15 protein-coding genes are annotated in these 16313 nt (G+C 66.9%); 7 read left to right on the top strand and 8 right to left on the bottom strand.

All coding sequences use genetic code 11. The features are described from left to right. Positions 1–142: 142 nt before the first annotated feature. From GH266_RS00985 to GH266_RS00955, 7 genes are all read left to right on the top strand, one after another. Complete coding sequence (locus GH266_RS00985) at positions 143–1309, top strand: D-alanyl-D-alanine carboxypeptidase family protein (RefSeq protein WP_158192230.1); 1167 nt, start codon at positions 143–145, stop codon at positions 1307–1309. Further along, on the top strand, positions 1302–1973 hold the full coding sequence (gene tmk / locus GH266_RS00980; RefSeq protein WP_158192229.1) for a dTMP kinase: 672 nt from the start codon (positions 1302–1304) through the stop codon (positions 1971–1973). Before GH266_RS00985 ends, tmk begins: the two co-directional genes overlap by 8 nt. Further along, a complete protein-coding gene (locus GH266_RS00975) occupies positions 1970–3043 on the top strand; it encodes a DNA polymerase III subunit delta' (protein ID WP_158192228.1) in 1074 nt (357 codons plus the stop codon). Before tmk ends, GH266_RS00975 begins: the two co-directional genes overlap by 4 nt. Before the next feature lie 75 nt (positions 3044–3118). Then, positions 3119–4684, top strand: a complete 1566-nt coding sequence (gene metG / locus GH266_RS00970) for a methionine--tRNA ligase (RefSeq protein WP_158192227.1) — start codon at positions 3119–3121, stop codon at positions 4682–4684. Beyond that, positions 4684–5484, top strand: coding sequence for a TatD family hydrolase (locus tag GH266_RS00965; RefSeq protein WP_158192226.1), 801 nt, complete (start codon positions 4684–4686; stop codon positions 5482–5484). The genes metG and GH266_RS00965 overlap by 1 nt, the downstream gene beginning before the upstream one ends. A 5-nt stretch (positions 5485–5489) precedes the next feature. Then, positions 5490–6314: an MBL fold metallo-hydrolase gene (locus GH266_RS00960; RefSeq protein ID WP_158192225.1), complete on the top strand. Its 825-nt coding sequence runs from the start codon at positions 5490–5492 to the stop codon at positions 6312–6314. Then, the gene (locus GH266_RS00955; RefSeq protein ID WP_158192224.1) at positions 6311–6847 is read left to right on the top strand and encodes a regulatory protein RecX; all 537 of its coding nucleotides are present in this window, start codon (positions 6311–6313) and stop codon (positions 6845–6847) included. The genes GH266_RS00960 and GH266_RS00955 overlap by 4 nt, the downstream gene beginning before the upstream one ends. A gap of 36 nt (positions 6848–6883) precedes the next feature. Here the strand turns inward: GH266_RS00955 and GH266_RS00950 are convergent, their stop codons facing one another. From GH266_RS00950 to GH266_RS00915, 8 genes are all read right to left on the bottom strand, one after another. Next, entirely contained in the window at positions 6884–7786 is a 903-nt protein-coding gene (locus GH266_RS00950; RefSeq protein WP_158192223.1) for a hypothetical protein, read from the bottom strand. A gap of 67 nt (positions 7787–7853) precedes the next feature. Then, positions 7854–9809, bottom strand: a complete 1956-nt coding sequence (locus GH266_RS00945) for a diguanylate cyclase domain-containing protein (RefSeq protein WP_158192222.1) — start codon at positions 9807–9809, stop codon at positions 7854–7856. A gap of 397 nt (positions 9810–10206) precedes the next feature. Next, on the bottom strand, positions 10207–10749 hold the full coding sequence (locus tag GH266_RS00940) for a GNAT family N-acetyltransferase (RefSeq protein WP_158192221.1): 543 nt from the start codon (positions 10747–10749) through the stop codon (positions 10207–10209). A 10-nt stretch (positions 10750–10759) separates the two neighbouring features. Next, positions 10760–11317 (bottom strand): helix-turn-helix domain-containing protein, encoded by a 558-nt coding sequence (locus GH266_RS00935; protein ID WP_158192220.1) that lies wholly within the window; start codon positions 11315–11317, stop codon positions 10760–10762. Between the two features lie 245 nt (positions 11318–11562). Next, positions 11563–12630 carry a BMP family ABC transporter substrate-binding protein gene (locus GH266_RS00930; RefSeq protein ID WP_158192219.1) on the bottom strand — a complete coding sequence of 356 codons (1068 nt, stop codon included), beginning with the start codon at positions 12628–12630 and terminating at the stop codon, positions 11563–11565. A gap of 107 nt (positions 12631–12737) precedes the next feature. Continuing rightward, positions 12738–13658 (bottom strand): ABC transporter permease, encoded by a 921-nt coding sequence (locus tag GH266_RS00925; RefSeq protein ID WP_158192218.1) that lies wholly within the window; start codon positions 13656–13658, stop codon positions 12738–12740. Between the two features lies 1 nt (position 13659). After that, positions 13660–14739 carry an ABC transporter permease gene (locus GH266_RS00920; protein ID WP_158192217.1) on the bottom strand — a complete coding sequence of 360 codons (1080 nt, stop codon included), beginning with the start codon at positions 14737–14739 and terminating at the stop codon, positions 13660–13662. Continuing rightward, entirely contained in the window at positions 14729–16309 is a 1581-nt protein-coding gene (locus GH266_RS00915) for an ABC transporter ATP-binding protein (protein ID WP_158192216.1), read from the bottom strand. The genes GH266_RS00920 and GH266_RS00915 overlap by 11 nt, the downstream gene beginning before the upstream one ends. Between the last annotated feature and the right edge of the window lie 4 nt (positions 16310–16313).

The following is a 16313-nucleotide window of genomic DNA, read 5'->3' as shown; positions in this document are numbered from 1 at the left end:
AGGCACAGGTAGGCTTGACCCGTCCGAGCCTGTATGTTCTCGCCATGGCGCGGACATCGGGCTGGGACGTGGAGAGCAGGGAATGACGGTTGGGGCCGCAATGCGGAGAGGGAATCGCACAGGCGCGCTTGGGCAGCACCTGATGCGCATCGCCGCAGCCGGGCTGATCGCATTCGGCCTGGCCCTTTCCTCGTCCCCGGAGACTTCCCGCGCGCAGGAAGCGGGCGCCCCCGACAACACCTCCGCGCTGCTTCTCGACATCACCACCGGCACGCTGCTGTCCAGCCGCAACCCGACCGTTCGCTATCAGCCCGGCTCCTCGGCCAAGTTGATGACGGCGGCGGTCGTGTTCGATGCGCTGGCGGCGGGCGAGCTGACCGAGGAGACGGCATTTACCGTCAGCGAGCACGCCTGGCGCAGCGGCGGTGCGCCGGCCCGCGTCACCACCATGTTCGCCCGGCTGGGCAGCGAGGTGCCGGTGATCGACCTGCTGCGCGGGCTGATCATCCAGAACGCCAACGATGCGGCCATCGTGCTGGCGGAAGGGCTCGCCGGCAGCGAGGACGCCTTCGCCGCACGGATGAACGAGAAGGCAGCCGAGATCGGCCTGACCGGCAGCCGTTTCGCCAATCCGACCGGTTATGAGACGTCCGAGTCCTATGTCACCGCGCGCGACATGGCCCGGCTCGCCGACTATGTGCTGACCCGGCACGGCGACCGCTACGCCCTGTTCAGCGCGCCCGACTTCACCTGGAACGGCATCTTCCAGCGCAACAAGAACCCGTTGATCGGCGAGGTCGCCGGCGTCGACGGGCTGGTGGCCGGCTTTGCGGAAGGGGCGGGCTACAATGCCGTCGCCTCGGCCGAGCGCAGCGGCCGGCGGCTGATCGGCGTCGTTGCCGGCCACGCGGATGCCGACAAGCGCGAAGAGGCGCTGCGCCGACTGTTCGACAGCCTGGAGAAGGATTTCGAGGACGTGGTGCTGTTTTCCGCCGGCGACACGGTGACCGAGGCGCGGGTCTTCGGCGGGTCGGTCGGCGCGGTACCGCTGGTGGTGCGCGAGGATGTCGAGATCCTGCTGCCGCGCGGAGACCGCCATGCCTATCGGCTGCGGGCGATCTATCGCGGGCCGCTGCCGGCGCCGGTGCAGCCGGGAACGGAAGTCGGCGAGCTGCGCGTGCTGAAGGACAGCGACATCGTCTACCGCGCGCCGCTGCTGACCGGCAGTGCGGCCGAAGCGGGTACGGTGACGAGCCGTGCCGCGGACGTCGTCAAGGAGACCCTGTTCGGATGGTGGCTCGATGAGTGAGCCTTTGGAGCGTGGGCATTTCGTCACCTTCGAGGGCGGCGAGGGGGCCGGCAAGTCGACGCAGATCGAGCGGCTGCGCATGCGGCTGGAAGCGGCGGGCGTGAAGGTTCTGGTGACGCGCGAACCGGGCGGTTCGCCCGGCGCCGAGACCATTCGCCGGCTGCTGCTCGGCGGCCGGATCAAGGATCTCGGCCCGGAAATGGAGGCGATGATGTTCGCCGCAGCCCGTGCCGACCATGTCGACACGACGATTGAGCCGGCGCTGTCGCGCGGCGACTGGGTGTTGTGCGACCGCTTTGCCGATTCCACGCGCGTCTACCAGGGGGAATCGGGCGTCGACACGGCCTTCCTCGACCGTCTTGAGGCATTGGCCGTTGCCGGATGCCGGCCGGACCTGACGGTGCTGGTCGACGTGCCGGCCGAGGTCGGCATGGCCCGCGTGACGGCGCGCAGTTCCACGGGGAGCGCGCCGCAGCCGGACCGGTTCGAGACCGAAGGAGCGAGCGTGCACGACCGGCGCCGGAAGCTGTTTCTCGAGCTGGCCGCCAGCCAGCCGGAGCGCTTCCTGGTGATCGACGGGACGCAGTCTCCGGATATGGTGGAACAGGAAATCTGGCAGGCGGTTTCCGCACGCCTGTTGCAAGCGGAAGAGGGGCGGCCATGAACGATCTTGCCGATCCGCTGCTGACGGAAGCCGATGCCATCGAGGACGTGCCGCTGCCGCGCGAGCGCGACCACCTGATCGGTCACCGCGAGGCGGAGGCGGAGCTGCTGTCGGCCTATCGCTCGCGCCGCATGCACCATGCCTGGATCCTCGCCGGGCCGAAGGGCATCGGCAAGGCGACGCTGGCCTTCCGCTTCGCCCGCTTCGCACTGGCCCATCCCGATCCCGCCACAGCGGCCGTCGCCGAGGCGCTCGACTGCGCGATTCCGGCCAACCATCCGGACTTTCGCAAGGTGGCGGCAGGCGCTCATCCAGGTCTCCTGCACCTGCGCCGGCCCTACGATCCCAAGCGCAAGGCCAAGGACAAGATCAAGCAGGACCTGACGGTGGACGAGATCCGCCGCACGGTCCCGTTCTTTGGATCGACCGGGTCGGAAGGCTCCTGGCGGATCTGCATCGTCGACGCAGCCGATGACATGAATGTCAATGCAGCCAATGCTTTGCTGAAGGTTCTTGAAGAGCCACCTAAACGGTCTCTGTTCCTCGTTCTGTCCCATGCGCCGGGCCGGCTGCTGCCGACGATCCGCTCGCGCTGCCGCATGCTCCACCTGCGGGCGCTGTCGCGCGAGGAGGTATTGTCCGGGCTCGGCGAGCTGGGCGTGGCCGATCCGGCGGACCGGATCGCGGCACGTGCTGCGGATCTGGCGCAGGGGAGCCTGCGCAAGGCGATCAAGCTGGCCGAGGGCGATTCCATCGATCTGGCCGACAATTTCGCGAAGCTGATCGCCGGCCTGCCGCGGCTGGATGCGGCGGCCGCGCATGACCTTGCCGACCAGGTGTCGCGCAGCGGCGCGGACGATGCGTGGAGCCTGTTCCAGGACCTTGTCGCCGACCACCTGCACACGCGGCTGGGCGAGACCGGGCAGGGGAGCCTCCAGCGCCTTGTCAGGCTGAGCGAGGTATGGGAAAAGACCAGCCGCGCCGCGCGCGAGGCGGATGCCTACAATCTCGACAGAAAGCAGATCGTGCTCAACACCTTGCGCGATCTTGCCGAAACCGCGCGGGCCTGACGCCCGCCGCCTCGCACTCGACTTCTGGAACGCCCACCCGGGCCGCCACCCGTAATCCGGATCCTCTGACAGGCCATGACCGATCGATCGCCCTTCTTCGTCACCACTGCCATCTCGTATCCCAACGGTGCGCCGCATATCGGCCACGCCTACGAGAGCATGGCGACGGATGCCATCGCGCGCTTCCAGCGCCTCGACGGCCGCGACGTGTTCTTCCTCACCGGCACCGACGAGCACGGCCAGAAGATGCTGCAGACCGCACGTGCGGAAGGCATCCCGGTCGAGGACCTGGCGGAGCGCAACGCCACCCGTTTCCGCGACATGGCGGCGGCGCTCGGCTGTTCCAACGACGATTTCATCCGCACCACCGAGCCGCGCCACCACGAGGCGAGCCGGGAGATCTGGCGCCGCATGGCGGCCAATGGCGACATCTACAAGGACAGCTATTCCGGCTGGTACTCGGTGCGCGACGAGGCCTATTACCAGGAAGGCGAGACGGAGCTGCGCGCCGACGGCGTGCGCTACGGCCCGCAGGGTTCGCCGGTGGAATGGGTGGAGGAGGAGAGCTACTTCTTCCGCCTGTCGGCCTATCAGGACCGCCTGCTTGCCCATTACGAGGCCAATCCGGACTTCATCGGCCCCGACGAGCGCCGCAACGAGGTGGTCAGCTTCGTCAGCCGCGGCCTGAAGGACCTGTCGATCTCGCGCACCACCTTCGACTGGGGCGTGCGCGTGCCCGATGACGAGCGGCACGTGATGTATGTATGGGTCGACGCGCTGACCAATTACATCACCGGCGCGGGCTTCCCGGACGAGAACAATCCGCGCTGGCGCTACTGGCCGGCGGACCTGCACGTCATCGGCAAGGATATCGTGCGTTTCCACGCGGTCTACTGGCCGGCCTTCCTGATGTCGGCCGGCATCAAGCTGCCGAAGCGGGTCTTCGCCCACGGCTTCCTGTTCAACAAGGGCGAGAAGATGTCGAAGTCGGTCGGCAACGTCATCGACCCCTTCGCGCTGATCGACCATTATGGCCTCGACCAGGTGCGCTACTTCTTCCTGCGCGAGGTGCCGTTCGGCCAGGACGGCAATTACAGCCATGAGGCCATCGTCAATCGCATCAATGCGGATCTGGCGAACGATCTCGGCAACCTGGCGCAGCGCTCGCTGTCGATGATCGGCAAGAATTGCGAGGCACAACTGCCGGAGCCGGGCGCTTTCACGCCCGAGGACGAGGCCATTCTCGGCCAGGCCGATGCGATGCTGGCGGCTGCACGCGAGGCGATGTCGCGCCAGGCGATCCACCAGGCGCTGTCGGTGGTGTGGGCCTGCGTTGCCGAGGCCAACCGCTATTTCGCGTCGCAGGAGCCCTGGGCGCTCAAGAAGAGCGATCCGGCGCGTATGGCGACGGTGCTCTATGTCACCGCCGAGGTGATCCGCCAGGTGGCGATCCTGGCGCAGCCGGTCATTCCGACCAGCGCCGGAAAGCTGCTCGACCTGCTGGCGGTGCCTGCGGATGCGCGCGGTTTCGACCGGCTGGGAGCGGGCGGGCGGCTTGCCGCCGGTGCCGAACTGCCGAAGCCCGAGGGCGTCTTCCCGCGCTATGTCGAGGCCGAGGCGCCGGCCGGCGGAGCCGCGTGATGCTGGTCGACAGCCATTGCCATCTGGACTTTCCGGACTTCGACGCCGAGCGCGATGAGATCATCGCCCGTGCCGGCGAGGCCGGGGTCGGCGTGATGGTGACGATCTCGACGCGGGTGGCGCGGTTCGACACGATCCGCGCGCTCGCGGAGCGCTACGACAACGTGTTCTGCTCGGTCGGCACCCATCCCCACAATGCGGGGGAGGAGGCCGAGATGGCCGTGACGACCGACCAGCTGGTGCGCCTGTCGGCCCACGAAAAGGTGGTCGCGATCGGCGAGGCGGGGCTCGACTACTTCTACGACAAGGCACCGCGCGAGGCACAGGCCGCCGGCCTGCGCCGGCATATCGCCGCCGCGCGCCAGACCGGGCTGCCGCTGGTCATCCATTCGCGCGATGCGGACGACGACATGGCCGCGATCCTGCGGGACGAGACGGAGAAGGGGGCCTTTCCGGCCCTGCTCCACTGTTTCTCCTCCGGCCGCGCCCTGGCGCTGACCGGCATCGAGCTGGGGCTCTACGTCTCGTTCTCCGGGATCGTCACCTTCAAGCGTTCCGACGAGCTGCGGGCCATCGCGGCCGAGCTGCCGGCCGACCGGCTGCTGGTGGAAACGGATGCGCCCTATCTTGCGCCGCAGCCCTGGCGCGGCAAGCGCAACGAACCGGCCTATGTGGCGCATACCAACAAGGTGCTGGCGGAGACGCGCGGCGTGAGCGAGGCCGAGATGGCCCGCCAGACCACGGACAACTTCTTCCGCCTGTTCTCGCGGGTGCCGCAGCACCTGCAGCCGAAGGGCTGACATCGATGGCGGACGGGGCGCGGCTCGACTTCACCATTCTCGGATGCGGTTCGTCGGCCGGCGTGCCGCGCGTCGGCAACATCTGGGGCGACTGCGACCCGAACGAGCCGCGCAACCGGCGCATGCGCTGCGCCATGCTCGTGGAGCGCAAGGGGCCGAACGGTACCACCAGCGTCCTGGTCGATGCCGGGCCGGACCTGCGCCAGCAGCTGCTGGATGCCCGCGTCACCGATCTGGATGCGGTGCTGCTGACCCATTCCCATGCCGACCACCTGCACGGCATCGACGACCTGCGGCCGCTTGCGATCACCCATCGCAAGCTGATCCCGGTCCATATGGACGCCATCACCTCGCGCCGGGCGCACGACCTGTTCTATTACGGCTTCGCCACGCCGAAGGGATCGAGCTACCCGCCGATCCTGCGCGACATCCGCATCACCGCCGGAGAACCGGGCGTCGTTGAAGGGGCGGGCGGGCCGATCCCGTTCCTGCCGCTGGAGGTGGAGCACGGCGATATCGCGGCGCTCGGGTTCCGCTTCGGGAATGTCGCGTATCTGCCTGATGTGAAAGATATTCCGCCCGACGTCCGGCCCGGCTTCGAAGGCCTCGACACCTGGGTGATCGATGCGCTGCGCCGCACGCCGCACCCCTCGCATTTCTCCCTGTCGGAAGCGCTGGCGTGGATCGACCGGATGCGGCCGCACAAGGCGATCCTGACCAACATGCATGTCGATCTCGACTATCGCACGCTGGAAGCAGAGCTGCCCGAGGGCGTGATCCCGGCCTATGACGGTCTGCGGTTCTCGGCAAGTCTCGACGATCCGGCATGACGCGCGCCGCCCGTCCGCCGACCGAGGAGCGGCTGATGAAGGCGGCGCTCCACTATCTCGACCGCTATGGCTCCAGCCGCGAAAATCTGAAACGGGTGCTCGGCCGCAAGGTGATGCGTGCGGCCCGCGAACTCGAGCTCGATCCCGGCGATTTCGACGCGATGATCGAGGCGGTTGTTGCGCGCTGCGCCGCATCCGGCCTCGTCAACGACCGGCTCTTTGCGGAATCGCGCATTGCTTCGGAACGGCGTAAGGGCCGCTCGGCCCGGCGGATCGGCGCGGTGCTGGCGGCCAAGGGCATCGAGCAGGACCTTGCCGAACAGCTGATGGCGGAAGAGGAAAGCGACGACCTCACGGCCGCCTGCATCGCTGCGCGCAAGCGCCGCTTCGGCCCCTGGCGCCGCGGCGAGGCAGATCCCGACCGGCTGCGCAAGGAGATGGCCGCGCTCTGCCGGCAGGGCTTCTCGCTGTCGGTGGCGCGCAAGGTGGTGGACGCGCGGGATGCCGCCGAACTGGAAGAGGATGAGGGATAGGTCCGGCAAAAAGGGGGAAGGGGGCCGGGGACCCGTTCAGCCGTGCCCGCAGGCCTGCAACAGGCTGCCGATTGCCTGGGACGAGCCTTTGAGCGTAAAGCTGCGCATATGCTCCAGCGATCCGCCGAGATGCAGGTCCAGCTGGTTTCCCCGCATCATTGCAGCGAAGAACGGCTGGTTCGGCGCAAGGGTCGGCGATTGCAGCACGCGCGCGGTTTCCTCGACCATGAACGGCACCGCCGTCGGCTGGCCGCGGTCGACCTCGATTTCGATCTCGATCCGTCCCTGGGGTTTTGCAAGGTCGCGGGCATGGTCGTTGACCGAGCCGTTCTCCTCCCGCATCCATGTCGGACCGTACTGGATACGTAGCGAGCGGCTGTCGCAAAGGAGGCGCAGGCTGTCGCCGTCAGCGGTCGCCAGCATGGCGGAGGGCACGGGAGCGGCGGTGAAGAACCAGCGGTTGCGGGGCTCTTCCGCAAGGGCCGTGAGCGTGCCGCCGGTCAGCGCATAACGCCGGAAGCAGGTCTGTGCACCGGCGCGGCCGCAGGAGCCGCCATGCAGCACGGCCAGGAAGGTGCCTTCCGACGGCCTGTCGAAGCGCAGCTCATAGGCGAGGAATTCGCCCGCCATCGCGTGCGATCCATCGGCACGGCCGAGATAGACCTGGGTGCAGCCGGCCGAGCCGCAGAACATCATCTGGGTGCCGTCGCAGGAAAGCTGTCCGTAGTCGACGAGGATATCCGGCGCCGTATCGCCGTTGACGTTCACCTGGGAGGCGAAGCCCTCGAGAAACTGCAGGGTGTCGGTGCAGGTCTCGGCAAGGCCGGTCCGTTCCTCCTGCAGGACCGACTGAAGATCGGCGGCCGCGGGAAGCGGGGCGAGGGCGAGCAGGGAGAGAACGGGCAGGGCTGAAAACAGACGCAGGAACGGCAAGGGCATTTTCGAAAACTCCGCAGGATGAACCGGGTCAGGGTAGCGACCGGCAGAGGCGCAGGGCAAGCCTGCCCTAGCCTTCCTGCAGAATCGCAACGGGAGCTTCTCCGAACACGGAGATGCGGCCGCGGCCCTGCGACTTGGCGAGGTAGAGCGCCTTGTCCGCTCGCCGCATGTGATCGTCCGCCGCAACCTCGCCGCCGGCGATCAGCGCCACGCCGACGCTGACGCCGATGACGATGTCCTGGCCATCGACCCGGTAAGGCGCGCAAACGGCGGCGACCAGCCGGTCGGCCAGCGCCTTGGCGGCTTCCGGCTGTGACGCGCCGTGTTGCAGGATGGCGAACTCGTCGCCGCCGATGCGGGCCACCAGATCGACCTCGCGTACACAGGAGGAGAGGCGCCCGGCCACCTGACGCAAGACTTCGTCGCCAGCGGGATGGCCGAGCGTGTCGTTGACCTGCTTGAACAAGTCGAGATCGAGCGCGAGGAGGGCGCTCGTCACCCCGCGCCCTGCGGCCGCGGCCGCCATCTCCAGGCGATCGCGCAGCAGCACGCGGTTGCCAAGCCCGGTCAGCGCATCATGCGTGGCCATGTAGGCGATCTGGGCCTCGTCCTGCTTGCGTGCATCGATGTCCTCCAGAACGCCGGCCCACTGGATGATCTTGCCGCTGTCGTCGAGGACCGGGCCGCCCCGGTCGCGCACCCAAAGCCATCGGCCGTCGGCGATCCGCAGCCGGAACTCGATGTCAAAATAGTCGAGAGTGCCGCGTTTCTTCTGGCCGATGGCCAGCGCGACGCGCTCCTGATCGTCGGGATGCACCTGGTCGATCCAGGAGGTTCCAAGCGCCTCGCTGTCGGGCATGCCGGTCAGCTTTTCCCATCCTTCAGCGGACAGCAGGTCGCCCTCGGCGGACCAGCGCCACAACACAAGCGCACCGGCATTGGCGACCGTGTGCAATCGGCGTTCGTGTTCGCTCCGCGCGGCCTCGGCAGCTTCGAAACTGAGGCGCAACACCTCGAACTCGCGAATCCTGGACGGTGGAATCGCCTCGGGCGTGCGAGCGCGCTCACTGTCGCCGCTGGCGATCGCCAGGCTGCGCAGGGCCAGAGCCTGTACAGGACGCCGGATCAACTGGCCGATATGGATCGCCAGGACGGTGGCAAGGGCGGTCGCTAGCGCCGACCCGAGAAGCAGACCTGTCAGCGGTGTCTGCCATCGGGCGTTGAATACCTCGAGCGGTTCGGCAACCACCGCAGTCCAGCCGGGCGTCATATCGACCCGGTGATAAGCCATCACTGTGTCGAGCCCTTCGGTCGTCTTGGCCTCGAACAAGCCGCTGCCGAGGGCACCGGACCGCAACCTGTCCCAGTCGGGCGCCTTTACGCCGACCGAGTTCTCCGCATCCCGAGAGCGCGCGAGGATATGACCATCGCCGTCCGTGACGGCGATGAGAATACCGGTGGTGCGTTCACCGTCCGGCTGCAGGGTCCGGATCAGTTGCAAGGGGGACAGGGAAAGGACGAAGACACGCAGCGGCGGCTTGCCGGCGCTCGACACCGGCAGCGCCAGGTGAATACGATGCTCCTGCGGTCCCGCGCCAAGGACAAGATTGGAGACCAGCGGCGCATTGCGCTCGAACGACTGCCGGGCGATGGCGAGCACCTGTTCATCGGCCTGGGAATTCGGCTGGCCGCCTGCAAACTCGATGACCTGGATCATGCCTTCCAGGCCGATGCCATCGTGGCGACTGCCTTGCAGCAACAGTTGGTTGCTCGATGTGCCGGGCGACCAGAATGTCGCAAACGCGCTGAGGACCGTGAACCGACTTTCTATCTCGGCCTCGATGGCATTGCGGATGGTCAATGCCGTTTCGCTCAGGCGGGCGGTCGCAGTGTCCCGATAGGCTGCTCCCGTACGCCAGGCCGCATATCCGGAGATCACGAGAATGGGCAGAAGACAGACCAGCACCAGCATGACGAGATGCGTGTTGATGCCGGCGCGTCTCGATACGACCTGATTGTTCAACGGCAACGCATCAGACCCCCCGCAAGACTGATCATTTCAATTGTACATAACTACAAGCGGTGGCGGATGTCTCGCCGTCGGTACAGACATGGTGACGATTTTGTCGATTTTGCTCCCGTAGCCGGCATTCGTGCCACACTGAGCAGGATCGGCAGAAGACGCGAGGTCCAGGGCCGCATTCCAGCTACACATAAAAGTTCCATAATATATCTTATGCGAATTAGCGATGTGGTGGCGGAGAGCGGGCCGACGGTCGGTTCCAGTCGAAGGACGCCGCCTAAGTTCGGCCGCTCCCCTCCAGCTCCGATGTTGGATGGCCCCTCGCTGCATCGCTCCCCGGCGCAGCGCTTCGCGAGCCGACGGAACGACCGAACGGCGTCGTCGACGCGTGCAAGGCTCAGGTCGCCGCTGCAGCCTCGATCCGGCGGTACATGAAGGTCGTGGCATGTTTCGCCCGCCCGTCCGGATCGAAGGCGTAGTCCGGAATGATGCCCGCGACCTCGAAGCCGACGGACGCGTATAGCGGTTCGGCGACGTCGCCGGTGCGAGTATCGAGCGTGACAAGCGTCTTGCCGAGCTCGCGTGCGCGCTCCAGAGCATGGCTCATCAGCGTCCTGCCGATGCCGAGGCGTCGTGCCCGCGGATGGACGATCATCTTTGCGATCTCGCAGCGATGCGGCTGGTTGGCCGGCATGGCCGTGAGAAGCTGCACAGTGCCGACGGTCTCGCCGTCATACCTTGCGCCGAACAGCAGGCGGCGCCCGGCCTCGACGGCTGGCCGCACATCCATCAGCCAGAAGCGGGCCGCATCTTCTGCCGTTACCGGCGCCATGAAGCCGATGGCCGCACCATCGGCGACGCTGTCGATGAGGATGCGCGACAGCGCGTCAAGGTTCCCCTCGATGGCGGCGCCGTCCAGCTCGAAAATTTGCGGTTGCATGGAAGGACCTTCAGGCCAGTGCAATCAGATAGCGCGCGGATTGTTTGCCGGTCTCGAAGCTCGAGGCCCCGAACAGACGGTAACGCAGGCAGTCGCCCGGCCGGAGCTCGTACCGCTCCCCGTCGACGGTCAGCGTCAGTGCACCGGCCAACAGGACAAGGTGATGCTCATGCCCCGGGACCGCCGGCCGCTCATATGAAATGCGCTGGTCGGACTGCATCTCACACTCAATCATTTCGAGTTTCAGCCCGCTATTGGGCGGCGAAACCAGGCGGCGGGTGAAGCCGCTCCCTGGGTCGGACCAGACGCCCTGTTCGGTGCGGCGCAGAAGCGGCGGAAACTCCGGCTCGAGCGGCGCAAGCAGCTGCGAAAGCGGCAGACCGAAGGCCGACGCCATGCGGCCGAGCGTTTCGGCCGTCGGACTGACCTCCCCGTTCTCGATGCGCGAGAGCGTCGCCCGGCTGACCCCGCTGCTTTCCGCCAGATCCTGCAAGGTGAGAGCACGATCCGTCCTGAGCGAGCGCAGATGGTCGGCCAGCGCCGTGTTTCGTCGTGTGTCATCATCCATATACGGGATATAATCTCATATATGGGAAATTGCAAGAGTCCTATCGCTGGGAAAGTGCGGGATCCGACTTCCCTGCCCGGTGCCGGTGCCATGGCTCCGATCCGCGGTACCCCGCCATTTTGCCGCCGAATGCCTTTCGCGAAGCCCGGAACATGGCGGTGAGAGCGGACGGGTCAACCGAAAAAGGCCGGGAGATCGCTCTCCCGGCCCGTTGCGTCCCGCTTGTGGCGGAATGGCGTCGTCTCTTAGTTCGGCAGCTTGTCGTCGATGCCCTTGACGTACCAGTTCATGCCGAGCAGCGCGCCGTCATCGATGATGATGCCCTCACCCGCTGCTTCGCTGCCGTCCTGCTTGTAGATCGGGCCGGTAAACGGGTGGAACTCGCCCGAGCGGATCTTCTCGGCCGTCGCAGCGGCTTCCTTGGCAACGTCCTCCGGAACGTTGGTGTACGGAGCCATCACGACCATGTCCTTGTCGAAGCCGCCCCACACGTCCTCGCTCTTCCAGGAGCCGTCGAGCACGGCCTGGACGCGGCGGATGTAATAGGCGCTCCAGTCGTCGACGATGGCGGTGAGCTGGGCCTTCGGCGCGAAGGCGATCATGTCGGACGCCTGGCCAAAGCCGACCGCGCCGCGCTCCTCGGCGACCTGCAGCGGCGCCGGGCTGTCGGTGTGCTGCGAGATCACGTCGGCGCCCTGGTCGAGCAGCGCCTTGGCGGCATCCGCTTCCTTGCCCGGGTCATACCAGGAGTTCACCCAAACGATCTTCAGCTTGAAATCCGGGTTGACCGACTGGGCACCCAGCATGAACGAGTTGATGCCGCGCACCACTTCCGGGATCGGCACGGAGCCGACATAGCCGGCGGTGCCGGTCTTGGACATCTTCGCTGCCATCTGGCCGATGACGTAGCGGCCCTCGTAGAAGCGGGCGGAATAGGTGGAGAGATTGTCGGAACGCTTGTAGCCGGTGGCGTGCTCGAACTTCACGTTAGGGAACTTCGCGGCAACCTTCAGCGTCGGGTTCATGAAGCCGAAGGACGTGGTGAAGATGAGCCCTGCCCCGTCGCGCGCCAGGCGCTCGATGGCGCGCTCGGCATCCGGACCTTCCGAGACGTTCTCGATGTAGACGGTCTCGATCTTGTCGCCGAACTCCTTCTCGATGGCGAGACGGCCCTGGTTGTGCTGATAGGACCAGCCGTGGTCGCCGATCGGGCCGACATAGATGAAACCGACCTTCAGCTTGTCGGCCGCCTCAGCGCCGATGACGCCGAAGCCGAGCAGCGCAGCGGCCGCCAACCCCATAATTTTCTTCATTTTCTGCTCCTGTGTCCCCTGTTTCAGCCCCCGCCGGAGTTTCGCCGGCTTTCAAGTTGGCAGGCGGCGGATGGGGGCTGCCCCGTCCCGCGCCCGCTGTCAGCGCATCACCGGTCCGGCACGAACGGCTTGCCCAGGCACGCCGGCGTGTTGATACGGGTCAGGATACGGTTTCGCGAAATGATCACAAGCACTGCGATGGTCGCAACATAGGGCAAGGCTGCCAGAAGCTGCGAGGGAACGCCAACGCCATGCGCCTGGGCATGGAACTGCAGGATGCCGACCGCGCCGAAGAGATAGGCACCGGCCAGGACGCGCAAGGGGCGCCAGGTGGCGAAGACCACGAGCGCCAGCGCAATCCAGCCGCGGCCGGCGGTCATGCCCTCGACCCATTGCGGCGTATAGGCCAACGACAGGTAGCCGCCGGCAAGACCGGCGCAGGCGCCGCCGAACAGCACCGCCAGATAGCGCACCTTGCGCACCGAAACGCCGAGCGAATGGGCCGAGCCGTGATTGTCGCCGACGGCGCGGATGATCAGCCCGGCGCGGGTGCGGAACAGCACGTAGGAGACGGCGGCGACCAGCGCCAGCGACACATAGACGAGGAGGTCCTGGCCGAACAGCGCCCGCCCGATGACCGGCAGGTCGCTGAGGACGGGCACCTCGATCGCCTGCAGCTTGACGCCCGGACGGCCGACGAAGGCTTCGCCAATCATGCCGGCCAGCCCCAGCCCGAGCAGCGTCAACGCCAGGCCGGTGGCGACCTGGTTGGCAACGAGGTGGATCGTCAGGAACCCGAAGAGCAGGGCCAGACCCATGCCGGCCAGCATCGCGCAGAGCACGCCGACATAAGGGGAGCCGGTCGCTTGTGCCGCGGCGAACCCCATCACCGCGCCGAGGATCATCATGCCTTCGACGCCGAGATTGAGGACGCCCGAGCGTTCTACCACCAACTCGCCGATGGCGGCCAGCAGCAGCGGCGTCGCCGCGGTGATGACGGTCAGGAGGATTGCTTCGAAAGCACCCATGTCAGGCCCCCTTCGCCGTGGCTGCAGGTCCGCCGAGCCGGATCCGGTAGAGGATCAGCGTGTCGCAGGCAAGCACGTAGAACAGCAGCATCCCCTGGAACACGCGGGTCGTCTTGTCGGAGATGCCGAGCGCCACCTGCGCCGCCTCGCCGCCGAGATAGGACAGCGCAAGAAGCAGGCCGGAAAACAGGATGCCGATGGGATTCAGCCGGCCAAGAAAGGCGACGATGATCGCTGTGAAGCCATAGCCGGGAGAGATCACCGGGGTAAGCTGGTTGATCGAGCCGGACACCTCGCTGATTCCGGCAAGCCCGGCAAGCCCGCCCGACAACAGGAAGGCGAACCACACCATCCTGTTCTGCGAGAAGCCGGCAAAGCGCCCTGCCCGCGGCGCCTGGCCGAGGACGCGGATCTCGAAGCCCTTGAGCGATTTCATCAGCACAACGGCGAGCGCTGCGACCGCAATCAGCGCGAAGATCGCCCCCACATGCATGCGCCCGTCGGCCAGCGCCGGCAGGGACGCCGCGTCCGAAAAGAGGCGGCTTTCTGGGAAATTGTAGCCGTCGGGATCGCGCCAGGGCCCGCGCACCAGCCAGTCGAGCAGGAGCTGCGCGATATAGACCAGCATCAGGCTGGTCAGGATCTCGTTGGTGCCGAAGCGCACCTTGAGAAAGGCCGGGATCGCAGCCCAGGCCATGCCGCCGGCAATGCCCATCAACAGCATCAAGGGCAAGGTCAGCGGGGTCTGGAACTCGGGAACCAGGATCGGCAGGACCGAGCCGGCGAGCGCGCCGGCCGTGAACTGGCCCTCACCGCCGATGTTCCACGTGTTGGACAGGTAGCACACGGCAAGACCCACGCCGATCAGGATCAGCGGCGTTGCCTTGACCACCAGCTCCTGCAGCGACCAGGACGCGGTCAGGGGCTCGATGAAGAAGACATAGAGCGCCTCGGCCGGGTTCTCCCCGAGCGCTGCAAAGAGGATAGCGCCGCTGACGAGGGTCAGGGCGAGCGCGATCACCGGCGACAACAGGGCCATCGCCGTCGAGTGCTCGGCGCGTTTTTCCAGCTCAAGCCGCATGGGTCGCGCCTCCCTGCCGTTCGTCCATACCGCCCATCAGCAGGCCGATGCGCTCGCGGGTCATGGCTTCCGCCGGCTCCGCCGCGGACATCTGGCCGCGCGAGATGACGGCGATGCGGTCAGCGATCTCGAAGATCTCGTCAAGGTCCTGGCTGATCACCAGCACCGCCGATCCCTGGCGGCTGAGATCGATCAGCTCTTGCCGGATGAGCGCGGCAGCGCCGGCATCGACACCCCAGGTCGGCTGGTTCACCACCAGCACGCCGGGACGGCGGTCGAGCTCCCGACCGATGACGAATTTCTGCAGATTGCCGCCGGACAGCGCCCGCGCCTCGGCATCGTCATGGGACATGCGCACGTCGAAATTGTTCTTCAGACGTTGCCCCAGCTGCCCGGCCCGGTCGCGGTCGACGAAGCCGCCGCGCACGAGACCGTCGCCGGTGGAATGGCGCGTCAGGACGATGTTTTCCGAGAGCCTGAGGCCGGGCACGGCGCCGTGGCCGAGCCGTTCTTCCGGGACGAAGGCAGCTCCCGCACGCCGCCGTGCGGTGATGCCGCCGCGCCCGGCCGACTGGCCGTCGATCTGCACGGCATCGGGAGACGACAGCCGCTCGCCCGACAGGAGATCGAAGAGCTCTCCCTGGCCGTTGCCGGCGATACCTGCGATCGCCACGACCTCACCGCCGCGGACCTGCAGGTCGACAGTGTCGATGGCAACGGAGAAGGGCCCGTCCGCCGGAGCCGAAAGGGCACGTAGCTCCAGCCGCACCGCGCCGGCCTCCGGCCTCGGACCGCGGTCGAGATCGTGCACCGCGGCGCCCACCATCATCCGCGCCAGCGAGGCGGCGGTTTCCTGCGCCGGGTCGCATTCGGAGATGACTTTGCCGTGGCGCATGACGGTGGCGTGGTGGCAGATGCGCTTCACCTCCTCCAAGCGGTGGGAGATGTAGAGGATCGCACAGCCTTCGGAGGTGAGACGCTCCAGCGTCACGAAGAGCTGGTCGGCCTCCTGCGGCGTCAGCACCGAGGTCGGCTCGTCCATGATGATCAGCCGCGGCTCCTGCAGCAGGCAGCGGACGATCTCGATGCGCTGGCGGATGCCGACGGGAAGGTCGGCGACGATGGCGTCGGGATCGAGGGTGAGGCCATAGTCGCGCGAGACTTCGCGGATGCGCGCGGACAGCTCGCGCATGCCTGTGCCCTTCGGCAGGGCGAGCGCGATATTTTCGGCAACGGTCAGCGCCTCGAACAGCGAGAAGTGCTGGAACACCATGCCGATGCCGAGCTGCCGGGCCTCGGCCGGCGAGGCGATGGTCACCTCCCTGCCCTGCCAGTGCAGCGTTCCGCCGTTGGGCTCGAGCGCGCCGTAGAGGATCTTGACGAGCGTGGACTTGCCGGCACCGTTTTCGCCGAGCAGGGCGTGGATCTCGCCGGCGCGCAGCGTCAGCGACACCGCGTCGTTGGCGAGAACCTCGCCGAAGCGCTTGGTGATGCCGCGCGCCTCGAGCAGGATTTCGCCCTGTCTCTCACGGCCTGTCGCGGGCGGATCTGTCGGTGTCGTGGCTGTCATCGCT

The organism is Stappia indica (genome assembly GCF_009789575.1).
Classification (GTDB): Bacteria; Pseudomonadota; Alphaproteobacteria; order Rhizobiales; family Stappiaceae; genus Stappia; species Stappia indica_A.
The sequence above is the reverse complement of the archived record's forward strand: the minus strand, read 5'-3'. Positions and strand labels throughout refer to the sequence as shown.

Excerpts from the sequence above, each read along its gene's own strand:
- GH266_RS00985 (WP_158192230.1), top strand. The coding sequence starts at position 143 with ATGCGCATCGCCGCAGCCGGGCTGATCGCATTCGGCCTGGCCCTTTCC.
- tmk (WP_158192229.1), top strand. The coding sequence starts at position 1,302 with ATGAGTGAGCCTTTGGAGCGTGGGCATTTCGTCACCTTCGAGGGCGGC.
- GH266_RS00975 (WP_158192228.1), top strand. The coding sequence starts at position 1,970 with ATGAACGATCTTGCCGATCCGCTGCTGACGGAAGCCGATGCCATCGAG.
- metG (WP_158192227.1), top strand. The coding sequence starts at position 3,119 with ATGACCGATCGATCGCCCTTCTTCGTCACCACTGCCATCTCGTATCCC.
- GH266_RS00965 (WP_158192226.1), top strand. The coding sequence starts at position 4,684 with ATGCTGGTCGACAGCCATTGCCATCTGGACTTTCCGGACTTCGACGCC.
- GH266_RS00960 (WP_158192225.1), top strand. The coding sequence starts at position 5,490 with ATGGCGGACGGGGCGCGGCTCGACTTCACCATTCTCGGATGCGGTTCG.
- GH266_RS00955 (WP_158192224.1), top strand. The coding sequence starts at position 6,311 with ATGACGCGCGCCGCCCGTCCGCCGACCGAGGAGCGGCTGATGAAGGCG.
- GH266_RS00950 (WP_158192223.1), bottom strand. The coding sequence starts at position 7,786 with ATGCCCTTGCCGTTCCTGCGTCTGTTTTCAGCCCTGCCCGTTCTCTCC.
- GH266_RS00940 (WP_158192221.1), bottom strand. The coding sequence starts at position 10,749 with ATGCAACCGCAAATTTTCGAGCTGGACGGCGCCGCCATCGAGGGGAAC.
- GH266_RS00935 (WP_158192220.1), bottom strand. The coding sequence starts at position 11,317 with ATGGATGATGACACACGACGAAACACGGCGCTGGCCGACCATCTGCGC.
- GH266_RS00930 (WP_158192219.1), bottom strand. The coding sequence starts at position 12,630 with ATGAAGAAAATTATGGGGTTGGCGGCCGCTGCGCTGCTCGGCTTCGGC.
- GH266_RS00925 (WP_158192218.1), bottom strand. The coding sequence starts at position 13,658 with ATGGGTGCTTTCGAAGCAATCCTCCTGACCGTCATCACCGCGGCGACG.
- GH266_RS00920 (WP_158192217.1), bottom strand. The coding sequence starts at position 14,739 with ATGCGGCTTGAGCTGGAAAAACGCGCCGAGCACTCGACGGCGATGGCC.
- GH266_RS00915 (WP_158192216.1), bottom strand. The coding sequence starts at position 16,309 with ATGACAGCCACGACACCGACAGATCCGCCCGCGACAGGCCGTGAGAGA.